Origin of the sequence: Streptomyces monomycini (assembly GCF_022271435.1) — a bacterium.
In the GTDB taxonomy this organism is placed as follows: Bacteria; Actinomycetota; Actinomycetes; order Streptomycetales; family Streptomycetaceae; genus Streptomyces; species Streptomyces monomycini.
Genome location: NZ_JAFIQY010000006.1, coordinates 350,097 through 362,037, shown reverse-complemented (window position 1 = coordinate 362,037; position 11,941 = coordinate 350,097). Strand labels below are relative to the sequence as shown.

At 72.8% G+C, this 11,941-nt stretch carries 9 protein-coding genes and 3 tRNA genes; 4 read left to right on the top strand and 8 right to left on the bottom strand.

Annotation, left to right across the window (positions count from 1 at the left end; translation table 11 throughout):
* Nucleotides 1-719: DUF2797 domain-containing protein (locus tag JXZ78_RS11230; RefSeq protein WP_372498413.1), on the bottom strand; the 719-nt coding region annotated here is incomplete at its 3' end.
* Nucleotides 716-1,789, bottom strand: coding sequence for a GlxA family transcriptional regulator (locus tag JXZ78_RS11225; protein ID WP_030024445.1), 1,074 nt, complete (start codon nucleotides 1,787-1,789; stop codon nucleotides 716-718). The genes JXZ78_RS11225 and JXZ78_RS11230, both read right to left, overlap by 4 nt.
* Nucleotides 1,790-1,887: 98 nt before the next feature.
* Between JXZ78_RS11225 and JXZ78_RS11220 the strand changes: the two genes are divergently transcribed.
* Complete coding sequence (locus JXZ78_RS11220; protein WP_030024447.1) at nucleotides 1,888-2,667, top strand: NAD(P)H-dependent oxidoreductase; 780 nt, start codon at nucleotides 1,888-1,890, stop codon at nucleotides 2,665-2,667.
* A gap of 62 nt (nucleotides 2,668-2,729) precedes the next feature.
* On the opposite strand, the gene JXZ78_RS11215 is transcribed toward JXZ78_RS11220, so the two are convergent.
* The 4 genes from JXZ78_RS11215 to JXZ78_RS11200 form a co-directional block, all read right to left on the bottom strand.
* Nucleotides 2,730-2,803: transfer RNA gene (locus tag JXZ78_RS11215), tRNA-Met, on the bottom strand.
* A 253-nt stretch (nucleotides 2,804-3,056) separates the two neighbouring features.
* Nucleotides 3,057-3,129 (bottom strand) — tRNA-Arg (locus JXZ78_RS11210).
* Between the two features lie 132 nt (nucleotides 3,130-3,261).
* Nucleotides 3,262-3,990 (bottom strand): HD domain-containing protein, encoded by a 729-nt coding sequence (locus JXZ78_RS11205; RefSeq protein WP_078624664.1) that lies wholly within the window; start codon nucleotides 3,988-3,990, stop codon nucleotides 3,262-3,264.
* Nucleotides 3,991-4,138: 148 nt separating this feature from the next.
* Nucleotides 4,139-4,229: transfer RNA gene (locus JXZ78_RS11200), tRNA-Ser, on the bottom strand.
* A 325-nt stretch (nucleotides 4,230-4,554) separates the two neighbouring features.
* Between JXZ78_RS11200 and JXZ78_RS11195 the strand changes: the two genes are divergently transcribed.
* The 3 genes from JXZ78_RS11195 to JXZ78_RS11185 all read left to right on the top strand — a co-directional run bounded on the left by JXZ78_RS11195 (nucleotide 4,555) and on the right by JXZ78_RS11185 (nucleotide 10,517).
* On the top strand, nucleotides 4,555-5,130 hold the full coding sequence (locus JXZ78_RS11195; RefSeq protein WP_372498412.1) for an SSI family serine proteinase inhibitor: 576 nt from the start codon (nucleotides 4,555-4,557) through the stop codon (nucleotides 5,128-5,130).
* Nucleotides 5,131-5,323: 193 nt separating this feature from the next.
* The gene (locus JXZ78_RS11190; protein WP_078624665.1) at nucleotides 5,324-9,754 is read left to right on the top strand and encodes a PAS domain-containing protein; all 4,431 of its coding nucleotides are present in this window, start codon (nucleotides 5,324-5,326) and stop codon (nucleotides 9,752-9,754) included.
* A gap of 106 nt (nucleotides 9,755-9,860) precedes the next feature.
* The gene (locus JXZ78_RS11185) at nucleotides 9,861-10,517 is read left to right on the top strand and encodes a DUF6886 family protein (RefSeq protein ID WP_078624666.1); all 657 of its coding nucleotides are present in this window, start codon (nucleotides 9,861-9,863) and stop codon (nucleotides 10,515-10,517) included.
* 141 nt (nucleotides 10,518-10,658) lie between these two features.
* Here JXZ78_RS11185 and JXZ78_RS11180 read toward each other — a convergent pair whose 3' ends face one another.
* Together JXZ78_RS11180 and JXZ78_RS11175 are read right to left on the bottom strand one after the other, a co-directional pair.
* Nucleotides 10,659-11,321, bottom strand: coding sequence for a class I SAM-dependent methyltransferase (locus JXZ78_RS11180; RefSeq protein ID WP_030024454.1), 663 nt, complete (start codon nucleotides 11,319-11,321; stop codon nucleotides 10,659-10,661).
* 86 nt (nucleotides 11,322-11,407) lie between these two features.
* Nucleotides 11,408-11,923, bottom strand: coding sequence for a hypothetical protein (locus JXZ78_RS11175; protein ID WP_030024455.1), 516 nt, complete (start codon nucleotides 11,921-11,923; stop codon nucleotides 11,408-11,410).
* Nucleotides 11,924-11,941 lie beyond the last annotated feature (18 nt).

The window sequence follows — 11,941 nt, the reverse complement described above, 5'->3', positions numbered from 1 at the left end:
TCATCCCCCGCGACCAACCCCTCCACCTCACCGACCCCCGCCGCCGGAAGCCGATCCAGCCCGAACACCCCCGCATGGTCCGTCCACGCGAACGCGACCGGCTCCAACGCCTCCGGCCACCCCGCCAGCCCCCGCGCCGCGCCGTGCAGTTCGGCCAGCGCCGCTGCCCGCTCCGCCACCGGGGGCAGCGCGGCGCGCGTCGCCCGCTTCTCCGCCTTGCCGAACCGGTCCCGTACGTCCAGGGCGGTGCCCAACAGCGCCTCCGCCCGCCGCGCGGCCATCAGCGGCCCGTACCCCAGCCACGCGTACGTGACCGCCCCCTGCTCCACCAGGCGCGCCGCGCCACGCTCGGCCGCCGTGATCCCCACCTTCAGCAGGCCGGGCCCGAAGTACGCCAGGTAGACGCCGTACGTACGCGGATCGTCGGCCATCGTGTCCGCCGCCACCGACCGCGAGCGGTCGAGCCGCGCACAGTCCGCGCACTGGTCCCGGGCACGCCCGCCGTCGATCACGGCCGCGTACGGGCAGACCGTCCACCGCGCGCCCCTCCGCACCCCGAGACACCGCCGCTCACCCACCACCGCGAAGGCCAGGGCTTTGCCGGCAGGCAAGGCACTACGCCGCCGTACACCGCGCTCCGGGGCGTACCACCCGAGCCCCGGCTCGTCCCCGTCCCAACTCGGCCCCGTACACCACCAGCCACCCGCCGTCCCGCTCACTTACCGACACCCGCCTCCACCGCACCGGCCTCCCCCGACTCAATCGCCCCAACCTCCACCGCACCGGCCCCCCGGTAAGTGCTGCGATACGCGCTCGGCGACACACCGATCGCAGCCTGGAGATGCTGCCGCAGCGAGGCCGCCGTACCGAAGCCGGCGTCCGTCGCCACCCGGTCCACCGTCAGCTCCGTCTCCTCCAGCAACTGCCGCGCCCGCTCGACGCGTTGCTGCGTCAGCCACTGCAACGGCGACACCCCGACCTCCTCCCGGAACCGCCGGGTGAAGGTCCGTACGCTCATCGCCTCACACGCAGCCAGTTCCCGCAGGGTGACCGGCCGGTCCAGGTGCTCCAGCGCCCAAGCCCGGGCCGCGGCCGTGGAGGAGTACTGCGGTGCGGGGACGGGACGCCGGATGAACTGCGCCTGCCCGCCCTCCCGGTGCGGCGGCACGACCGTACGGCGGGCCACCTCGTTGGCCACCGCCGCCCCGTGATCACACCTGATCATGTGCAGGCACAGATCGATCCCGGAAGCGACACCAGCGGCTGTCAGCACACCCCCCTCATCCGTATACAGAACATCCGCGTCCAACTCCACCTGCGGAAACAACCGCCGGAACTGCTCCGCCGACCGCCAGTGCGTCGTCGCCCGCCGCCCCTCCAGCAGCCCGGCCGCCGCCAGCACGAACGACCCGGTGCAGATCGACGCCACCCGCGCGCCCGGACGGAAGCGCGCCACCGCCCGCGCCATCTCCTCGCTCAGGCACCCCTCGTCCGTCCCGTAATCCTGCTGCGAGGCCGGCACCACGACGGTGTCCGCCTCCGCGAGGGCCTCGGGCCCGTACCGCACATTGACCGTGAAATCGACATCCGTACGGATCTCCCCCGGCTCCGGCGCACAGGTCACCACCTCGTACAACCGCTGCCCGTCGGCCGCCTCGGCCTGCCCGAAGATCCGGTGCACGATCCCCAGCTCCATCGGCAGCAGCCCGTGCCGCACCAGCACGGCGACCCGGTGCCGCCCGTCCTCCGCGAATACGCCCATGGCCCGATCCTCACACACCTTGGCCATCCGGCCACTCGCCCCGCCCCCACGCCCCACCAGAAGATCGAGCCACCCCCGAAAAAGCCACCTGTCCCCCTCCCCTCCTCCCTCCCCTTGGAGCCCCCATGAAGGTCCTATGGCTGGCAGCCCACCCCGAGGAACGTTCCCTCAACGGCTCCCTCAAGACCGAAGGCATCCGCACCCTGCGCGACCACGGCCACGAGGTCCAGCTCTCCGACCTCTACGCCATGAAGTGGAACCCGGTCGTCGACGCCGACGACTTCGACCACTCCCCCACGGAACGCCTCCGCATCAGCAACGCCGCCCATCACGCCTACACCAACGGCACCATGAGCCCCGACATCCGCGCCGAACAGGAGAAGGTCACCTGGGCCGACACCCTCGTCGTCCGGTTCCCCCTCTGGTGGTACGGAATGCCCGCGATCCTCAAGGGCTGGTTCGACCGCGTCTTCGTCAGGGGCTTCGCGTACGGCATCAACGACCCCGCCACCGGGCAGGCACTCCGCTACGGCGACGGCCCGCTGACCGGCAAGCGCGCCATGACCGTCGTCACCGCCGGCGCCCGCCCCTCCTCGATCGGTCCCCGCGGCGTCAACGGCGACCTCAACGACCTGCTCTTCCCCCTCCACCACGGCACCTTCTGGTACACGGGCATGCTCGTCGCCCCACCGTTCCTCGTCCCCTCGGCGGACCGCACGACCCCCGCCGCCTACGAGGACACCGTGGCCCACCTGCGCACCCGCCTCCTGGACCTGCCCACGACCCCGCCCCTCCCCTTCCGCCGCCAGAACTCCCCCGACTACGACCCGGAAACCCTCACCCTCCGCCCGGACCTCGCCCCCCACACCACCGGCCCGGCCCTGCACTACACGGACACCCCGTAATCCGAGCACGCACGCAAAAAAGACCGGTCCGGCACGTTTCCGTGCCGGACCGGTCTTCGCAGTAGCGGGGACAGGATTTGAACCTGCGACCTCTGGGTTATGAGCCCAGCGAGCTACCGAGCTGCTCCACCCCGCGTCGGTTCGTCAGACTCTACGCCACACCCGCCCCGAAGGGAAATCGTTCCCCCAGCCACCCGTCCTGCAAACCGCGCAGCGCCCCGTCCAGGTCGTCGCAGGCTGCCCGGCCCGGCGGGCCAACGAACCACAGCCAAGACACACTCGCCCCGGACCGTGAGCGGTACCGGCGGCTGACCCGGTTGCTGCATTCCGCTGCTGTACCGCACGACAAAGCCCCCGCCCGGATGACCCGGCGGGGGCTTTGCTTGCTGTGCGCTCGGCAGGATTCGAACCTGCAACCTTCTGATCCGTAGTCAGATGCTCTATCCGTTAAGCTACGAGCGCTTGGCTTTCCGGCGGTTTTTCTTGCCGGTCGGCGTTGCAGAAAGAACATTACACGAACCTCGCCGGGAGGCGAAATCCGATCTCGGCACCCACTCTGACCTGCGAAAACGTCGCGGAGGCGGGGGGCGGGGGCTACTCGGGCCAGGCGGAGTCCTCGATGGTCCGTACGAAGTCCGGACGGATGTGGTCCGGATCCAGGTGGGCCAGGACGTCGGCCTGGGGGGTGCCTGGGGCGGTTTCCGGGCGGTGGGTGAGGGCCCGGTGGTAGGCGCGGAGGATGTGGCGCTTGAAGCCGGGGCGGGGGTGGGCCGTGAGGATCTCGTCGCGGGTGTCCGGCGGGAGGGTGGCGTGGCCGATGCCTAGGACGTCGAGTTCGTAGCCGGCCGCGAGGAGGGCGATCTCCGGGGCCATGCGGTGGGGGATCTGTGGAGTCGTGTGCAGGGCGATGGCCTGCCAGGCGAGGTGGGTGCGGGCCGGCGGGACGCCGCGGGTGGCGAGGAAGCTGCGGGCCTCGTCGGCGCCGTCCAGTTCGAAGCGCTGCCGGGAGCCGCGGAACCGGTCGGTCAGGCCGAGGCCGTGGAAGAGCGCGGCGATGTAGAGGAGTTCCGCGTCGAAGGGGAGGCTTCGCTCGCGGCCGTGCCGGGCGCCGAAGAGGTAGACCCGGCGGGAGTGGTGGTAGAGCAGTGCGTCGGTGGTGTTCCGGATCAGCTCGGTGGCCTCCTTGGCCAGGGAGGAGTCCGGGAGGGGGATGCCGGCGATGTGGGTGTGCGTCGTGTGGGTGGTGTGGGTGGAGCGGCGGGTCGCGGTGGGGTCCGGGAACGGAGGGGAGAGGTACGGCTGGGGGCGGGGCTCAGGCGTCATGGGGACAGAGTCGCTCGGGAGTGTGGGCGGCGCCCGGAGTGTTTCGGCCAGGTGAGGGTGGGCCCCGTGCGGTGGGGGTGGGCGCTGTCCCGGGGGAGAAAAGCGTTCAGGCCCCGGTCTGAGTGACCGGGGCCTGAACGAAACGGAGCGGAGGCGGAGGGATTTGAACCCTCGATGGGCTTTAAAACCCAAACCGCATTAGCAGTGCGGCGCCATAGACCGGACTAGGCGACGCCTCCACACACCCCGACCGCGCGCAAGCGCGATGTGGCGTGACCAGATGATGGCACAGCTCGGCGGGCTGTCACCAATCGACCCCCACGGTACTCGGCGGACGGGCAGCCCGGCAAAGGTCTTTACGGGGCGGTTCGGGGGTGTTCCGTACGAATCTGCACCTCGGGAATCGAACAAGGTTCAAACATCGCCGCGGGCGGCGAGCCGCGCGCAACGTCGGGCCCGTCGGCGCGTTAGACGCTGCGGAGATGAGGGCGGGAACGGACAGAGGTCAGCGGGAGCCCGGCCCCGCCCCGCACCTCGTACCTCGTACCTCGTACCTCGTACCTCGTGTCACGCCCCGTACCTCGCACCTCGAAGTCCCGCCCCGGTACCTCGCACCTTCTGGAGTACGCGATGCCGTTCCACCGGCCCTTCCGCTTCGCCACGGCTGCCACGACCACCGCCGCCGCCCTCGCCGCCCTCGCCCTGACGGCTCCGGTCGCCGCTTCGGCCCCGGCCTCACCCGCCGCCCCCGCCGACGTGCTCATCGGCTCCCCACCCCTCACCGCCCCCCTCCCCCGCCCGTCGCGCTCCTCCGACCACCTCACGGTCACGGTCAGCGACTCCGGCAAGGCGGCCACGAACGGTACGTACGAGCTGTACTGCCACCCGGCCCGCGGCACCCACACCGACGCGCGCGGCGCCTGCGACAAGCTCGACAGCCTGTCGCGGTGGGGCAAGGACCTGTTCGCGGGCGTGCCGAAGGGCAGCAAGTGCACGATGCAGTACGGGGGCCCGGCCACCGCGCGGATCACCGGCAGGTGGGCGGGACGCCCGGTCGACGCCCGGTTCAGCAGGGCCGACGGATGTGAGATCAGCCGCTGGAACCGGTTCGTTCCGGTGCTGCCCTCGGTCGCTTCGTGACGTAGAAGCGGGCCAGTTCAGGACGCGGGGCACATGTCGGGCGTGCGACGAGTCGCACAATCCCGTGGCATTACCTCCTCGTCATCCGTCTCCGCGTCCACATCCGGTGCCCGTAGACTCCCTTCCAGTGACCCGCGGCGGACGTGGCGGCGGGCTCGGCAAGGTGCGGTAACTGCAGGGAGGAAGCGTCGTCGTGAGCAGCAGGCCATCCCGAGGCGCTGCTCGCCTCGCAGCCATACTCGACGCCCTGCCGGACGCGTTGCTGCTGGTGAACTGCAACGGCACGGTCGTCAACGCGAACGCCATCGCCCTGGAGACCTTCGAGGCCCCGGGCACCGCCCTGGTGGGCCGCGGTCTGCTGGACCTGCTGCCGTCCTTCGACTCCAAGCGCATCCCCGGCTCGATGCGGCGCCACGACGAGCAGCAGCAGGGCCCGCGCACGAAGCCCACCCGGATGGTGGCGCGGCGTACCGACGGCAGGGAACTGCTGGTCGAGGTGACCAGCGCGAACCTGGAGGACGGCCGTACCCCGTACGAGTCCGCCTTCGAGGCCGCGTACGCCGACCACCGCAACGGCTACACCGGCGACGAGCTGCTGATGCTCGTCGTACGGGACCTGACCGGCACCCTCGACACCGAGACCGAGCTGGCCCGCCAGCAGCGCCAGACCGAGATGATCCTGCGCGCGGCCGCCGAGGGCGTCGTCGGTGTCGACTCCGAGGGCAGGGTCGTCCTCGTCAACCCGTCCGCCGCGCAAATCCTCGGATACCGGGCGAGCGAGCTGGGCGGCAAGGAACTGCACCCGCTCATCCACCACTCCCGCGCGGACGGCACGCCGCTGCCCTGGGAGGAGACGCCGCTCGCCGACTCCCTGCGCTCCGGGCGCAAGCACCGGGTGCGCGGGCAGGCGCTGTGGGCCAAGGACGGCCGGTCCGTCCCGGTGGACCTGACGACCGCGCCGGTACGCGACGGTGACCAGCTCGTCGGCGCGGTGATGACCTTCACCGACCGCCGCCCGTACGACGCGCTGGCGGCGCGCCACACGCAGCTGCTGGCCGTACTGGACCAGTCGCTGCGCGGCCCGCTGGAGGAGCTGAAGGCGGAGCTGGGCACGCTGGCGTCCGACCCGGCCGGCCAGCTGTGGCCGGAGGCGAACCAGATCCTGCACCACCTCGCCGCCGGGTACGCCCGGATGACGACGCTGGTCGACAACGTCCTGAGCTACCAGCGGCTGGACGCGGGCGGCGAACGGCTCACCCGCCGCAAGGTCTCGCTGGACGCGGTCGTGACGGCCGGCGTCGAGGGCGCGATCGAGCTGATCGGCCCGGGCCGCGCCCAGTTCGCGGTGCACGCCCCGCCGATCGACGCCGAGGTGGACGCGGAGCGGCTCGCGCAGGCGCTGTCCCATCTGATCGCGGACGTGGCCGGGGTGGATGCCACGGGCAAGGCCGGGAGCGGCTCCGAGGCCGCTTCCGGGGACTCGACGATCGTGGTGGCCGCGGCCGCGCGCGGCGAGGTCGTACGGATCGAGGTGCGCGGCCCGTACGGCGGCGGCAACCCGGTCCACGCGCCCATCGTGCGCGGCATCGTGCGGCAGCACGGCGGCGTGCTGCAGACGCACGCGGTGCCGGGCGCGGGCGGCAGCGCGTACGTGCTCGAAGTGCCGGTGACGGCCGGTGGCACGCCGGTGTCCGGCGCCACGGGCCCGGCGCGCGAGGTGACGGGCAACGAGACGACGGTCATGCCGGTGCCGGCCGAGCGGGCCCGGGGGACGCAGGGGCAGGGCCAGGAGCAGGGCAAGGGGCGGGATCAAGGGCAGAAGCAGAGCCGGGGTCCGGGAGTCGGTGGGGCCGGCACTCAGGGGGCGCCCGGGGCGCCGGGGCAGAAGGCTCGCGCGCAGGGCGACGGAGGGGCCACCGGCCCCGGTACGCCTGGTGCTGCCGACGGCGGTACGGGTCGCACGGGCGGTGGCGCCGAGGGCACGCCGACCGGGCGGCGCCGGGCGCGCAGCGGTGACGTGCCGGAGCAGCAGCCGGGCGGAGACGCCGCTGCCGCCCGGAACGGGAACGGCGGCGGCAACGGCAGCGGTCAGGTGCCTCGGGCCCGTCATGAGGCGGGTGCCTCCGGGGCGCAGGGCACGGGCGGCCCCGGCGTACGCGGTACGGGTACGGACGCGGGCGGCGCCGGGCGTCCCGGCGCGGCACCGGGGATGTCCGGCGCACCCGGGATGCCGCAGGGCATGGCCGAGGCCGAGGTCGTACCGCCAGGTGGCCGGCGTCCGCTCCAGCAGGGCGGAGCGGAGGGCGCCGCACGGGCGGCGCTCCCGGCGGCCGCCGACGGCCCGCAGGGGCAGGCGCAGCAGCACGGGCAGGCGCAGGGCCAAGCAGTTCACGCCCAGGCGCAGGCGCCGGGGCAGGTGCCGTCGTCCGGGCGCCGGGCGCGCAGGGCACTGGCCGACACGGCCGAGCGCCCCTTCCCGAACCAGTCGCAGGCCCCCGCCCGTAACGTGCACTCGGCCTTCGCGCTGCCGCCCGCCGCCGCCGACCAGCTTCCGCAGTCCCCCCTGCCCGCGCTGCCGGTCCTGCCCGGTCAGAATTCCGGCCAGGCCGGTGGCCCGCAGAGCGGTACAGGTAGGGGTGCGGGTACAGGTTCGGGCCCGGCTTCGGGTACGGACGCGAGCACAGGTACCGGTACGGGTACGGGCCGCCGTCGCGCGCGCCCCGGTACGGCGGACTTTGTCGGTGATCCGGCCGGGGCCGTGCCCGAGCCGGGTGCGCCCGAGGGTGAGTGGGGCCCGGAGCCGACCGGTCGGCGCCGTGCGCGGCGGGCCGCCGCCGAGGAGCGGGCCGCCGCCGCGATGGCTGATTCGGAGTCGACGGGAACGTTCGTCGCCGGTCCGGAGGGGCTGGTGGCACACCCCACCGAGGGCGGGCCGACGGGCGGCCCCGGTAACGCTCCCACGAGCGGTCCCGGCAACGCTCCGGCAACCGGCCCGGGAACCGCTCCCACGGACGCGCCGCCCGCCCCGACCGGGCGACGGCGCGGGCGCCCCAGCCCGGTCGAGGCCGAGCAGGCCGCGGACCAGGAGCCGCAGAACCAAGGACAGAGTCCGGCACAGCACCAGGCACAGCACCAGGGGCAGAGTCCGGCACAGCACCAGGGGCAGCCGCAGGGGCAGCACCAGACGCAGAGCCCGGCGCAGGGTCCGGCGCAGAACCCGTCGCAGGGCCCGTCGCAGGGCCAGGACCCGACTCAGGGCCCGGCCCAGGGCCCGGCCGCTCAGCACGGCCCCGCCGGGGCCCCCGGCGCCCCCGACGCCCCCGTACCCGACCCGGCAGCCCCCCGGCAGCCCATGCCCGCGCCCGCCTCCCCGGAGGCGGCGGAGGGTGACGACGTGGCGGGCGGGCCCGCCGCGGGCCACTCCCACGGGCGCGCGTTCAGCGTGCGCACGCTCGGGCAGGGTGTGCCGTTCTCGCAGCAGCTCGTCGAGCAGCAGCGGCCGGGCGCTCCCGGTGGTCCCGGCACCCCCGCTTCCGGGGCCGCCGCACCCGGCGCCCCCGCGCCCGGCGCCCCCGCCGCCGGCTCGGGCCGGCGCCGCAAGCTGGCGCAGCCACCGCAGGAGGGCGAGCGTACGGCCGCGTCCGACGCCGCCTCCGCCGAGGCCCGCCCGCACCCGCAGCCCGGCACCCACGCGCCGGGACAGCCGCACCAGCAGACCTCGCAGCACCAGCAGCCCCCACAGCAACAACCGCACCAGCAACACCTGCTGAACACCCCGGAGGGACGCGCCTTCGCCGTCTCCGCCCCCGACGAGGGCAGCGAGGGCCCCGAGCCGCTGGACGGCCCGAACGGCGCCGTCGAGGTGACCGAGCCGCAGCCGCAGCCGATGGACGACGAGTTGCCGCCGGAGCCGCTGGACAACCCGCGCCGGCTGCTGGTCTGGCCCGCCCCGGACGTCTCCACGCAGCAGGCGCTGAGCGACCGCGGCTACCGTCCGGTCATCGTCAACTCCCGCGAGGAGGTGGACGCGCAGATCGCCGCGTACCCGGCGGCGCTGTTCGTCGACCCGCTGACCGGGCCGATCACCCGTACGGCGCTCCAGTCGCTGCGTACGGCGGCGGTGGCGGCCGAGGTGCCGGTCCTGGTGACGGCCGGGCTCGGGCAGGCGACGCGGGAGGCCGCGTACGGGGCCGACCCCGCCGTACTCCTCAAGGCGCTCGCCCCGCGTGACAGTGAGCAGCACCCGCCGCGGGTCCTGCTGACCGAGGAGAACGACGCCGTCGCCGGGGCGCTGACCGCCTCGCTGGAGCGGCGCGGCATGCAGGTGGCGCGGGCGGCGACGGACGCGGACGCGGTGACGCTCGCGGCCCAGATGCGGCCGAACCTGGTGGTGATGGACCTGATGCAGGTACGCCGCCGCCGGGCCGGGATCGTCGACTGGCTGCGTTCGAACGGCCTGCTCAACCGCACTCCGCTGGTCGTCTACACGTCGGCCGACCTCGACCCGGCCCAGCTGCCGGGGCTCGCGGCGGGCGAGACCGTCCTCTTCCTGGCGGAGCGCTCGACGAGCGCGGAGGTCCAGGGGCGGATCGTCGACCTGCTCGCCAAGATCGGTACGAACTGAGTCGGACCGGTACGGGCTGAGCGCGACCGGTACTGCCTGCACCACCAGGGCGGTCCGCCGTGGAAAACCCCGGCGGACCGCCACCGCCCTGCGGTAGAAACGCCCCATGCGTCCACGCCCCGGTGAAGTCCTGCACTTTTCGGAGGACCCCACGATCGGCACGTTCGTGCCGCATGTCGCCGCGACCGCCCGGCAGGGGGAGGCGTACGTCTGGGCCGTCGACGGCGACCGGGCGCCGGACTACTGGTTCCCGCGGCAGTGCCCGCGGGCCATGGTCTGGTGCGTGCGGGGCACGTCCGCCGCTGACCGTGCGCGCTTCTTCGGGCCGGGCGGCGGCGAGCGGGTGCACGTGATCGAGTACGACTGGCTGGAGCGGCTGCGTACCGTCGAGCTGTACGCCTACCGGCTGCCCGCCGCGGCTTTCCGCCCGTTCGGCGGGCCGGTGCCGCACGCCGTCGTGGCGACCCGTCCGGTCGACCCGCTCGGCCCGCCGGAGCCGGTCGGCGACCTGCTCCGCCTCCACCGGGACGCCGGGATCCAGCTCCGCGTGCTGGACAGCCTCTGGGGTTTCTGGAACGAGGCGATCACCAGCACGCTGGGTTTCAGCGGCATCCGGCTGCGCAACGCGAAGCCGGACGAGGGCCCGCGGGCGCAGGCAGCGGTGGGTACGGGAACGAAGCCGGAGCCGAGTCCGGGTACGGGGCCGTCCGGGCGGACGCCCCCTCCCGTACGCGTACGCCGCCGCCTCACCCCACCCGCGTGACCGTGAGCTCCCCCTGCCTCGGAGGAAGCGGGCAGGCGGGGCCAGACCCACGCGCACCGCTCGGCCTGTCCAGGGTTCCACCGGCGCGCGCGGGGGCGATACTCGCCCGGCAGGCGAGGGGGTCAACCTGCCGGGCGAGGTCTATGCGACCACGGCCCGACCGATCAAGGTTCCGATGTGGCCAGGGGCCGGGGCTTCGAGTACCTGAACCGACGGTTCTTCGAAGTCAGCCGTACGCAGGTGGCTTTCCCACATCCGCGGCGTGTAGCTGTAGCGGTAGGTGAACATGGCCGGACCCGCGAAGCCCCCCTTGTACATGCCCTGGGGGCCGTACGCTCCGGGGATAGCTGGGGGCTGGGAGAAGACGAAGACGCCACCACGGTTGAGCCGCTGACGCACCAGGGGGAACAGCTTCTTCGGGTCGCTGAACCAGGCAGCGCCGAAGATCGAGTAAATCGCGTCGTACGTCTCAGAGCTGCGCCGCAGGTGGTCAAGAATCTCGCCGCAGATGAACTGCGCCCCCGTGGAGCCCCATCGCTCGATAGTGTTCCGCACCATCACGGGCGACAGATCGACGCCGGTTGCCTTGACGCCCCGCTGTGCGAGGTAGGCCAGCATGCGCCCGGTACCGCACCCGATCTCAAGCACGCTTTCGGGGTCGCCGAGGAGTTCCAGGCCGGGGCCGTGGTCGCCGTACTGCGTCCACCGAAACAGGGGGTCACTCTCGAACACATCCTTCTTGGCCGATTCGGCAAACGTGTCCCAAAGCTGGCGCTCATGGTCGTAGTTGTGCTGAGCAGTCAACGGGCTCCCTCTTCAAAGCGGTTGCGGTCGGGGCGAGTGCCCCGTCCCCAGGCAGGAGCGAAGGCGGGGCACTCTAGCGGGGCCGGTCAGTGGCTGTCGGGAACCTTGTTGTCACACGGCGAGCACTCCGCGCCGTCGATCTGATCCCATAGTTCCCGGTCCGCGTCGAAGTCGTTCGAGCGCAGGAAGTCGCCCGTGCGGATGACCAGGCCGTCAGTCCGGCGCTGGATGAGCGGCGCGTGGTGCTTGTACCGCCCGTGGTTGTACATGTCGCAGAACGCGAAGTACACGGGGGTGTCCAGGATGATCTGGTGAACCCCCATGTCCACCGTCTTACCGACGCCGAGGTGAACGTTCGGGTGCTCCATGGCGGTGACCAAGTAGGCCACGGCGTTGCCGAGAATGCGCTCGGCCATATCCCGAACCATGACGTTGTCTCGCATGAGAAGTGCGATCTCGCGGTCCCACAGGTCGAGCCCGTCCGACCCGGGGCTCTCCAGCACGTTGTACGTGCACTCCTTGACGTGCGGGCGGACCGCGTTCAGCAGCGCCCGAGGGTCGCGGTATGTGGTACCGCTATGAGCTTCGACCATGACGGTCATGTGGTGGTTCCCCTTCCC

Excerpts from the sequence above, each read along its gene's own strand:
- JXZ78_RS11225 (WP_030024445.1), bottom strand. The coding sequence starts at position 1,789 with ATGGCCAAGGTGTGTGAGGATCGGGCCATGGGCGTATTCGCGGAGGAC.
- JXZ78_RS11220 (WP_030024447.1), top strand. The coding sequence starts at position 1,888 with ATGAAGGTCCTATGGCTGGCAGCCCACCCCGAGGAACGTTCCCTCAAC.
- JXZ78_RS11205 (WP_078624664.1), bottom strand. The coding sequence starts at position 3,990 with ATGACGCCTGAGCCCCGCCCCCAGCCGTACCTCTCCCCTCCGTTCCCG.
- JXZ78_RS11185 (WP_078624666.1), top strand. The coding sequence starts at position 9,861 with ATGCGTCCACGCCCCGGTGAAGTCCTGCACTTTTCGGAGGACCCCACG.
- JXZ78_RS11175 (WP_030024455.1), bottom strand. The coding sequence starts at position 11,923 with ATGACCGTCATGGTCGAAGCTCATAGCGGTACCACATACCGCGACCCT.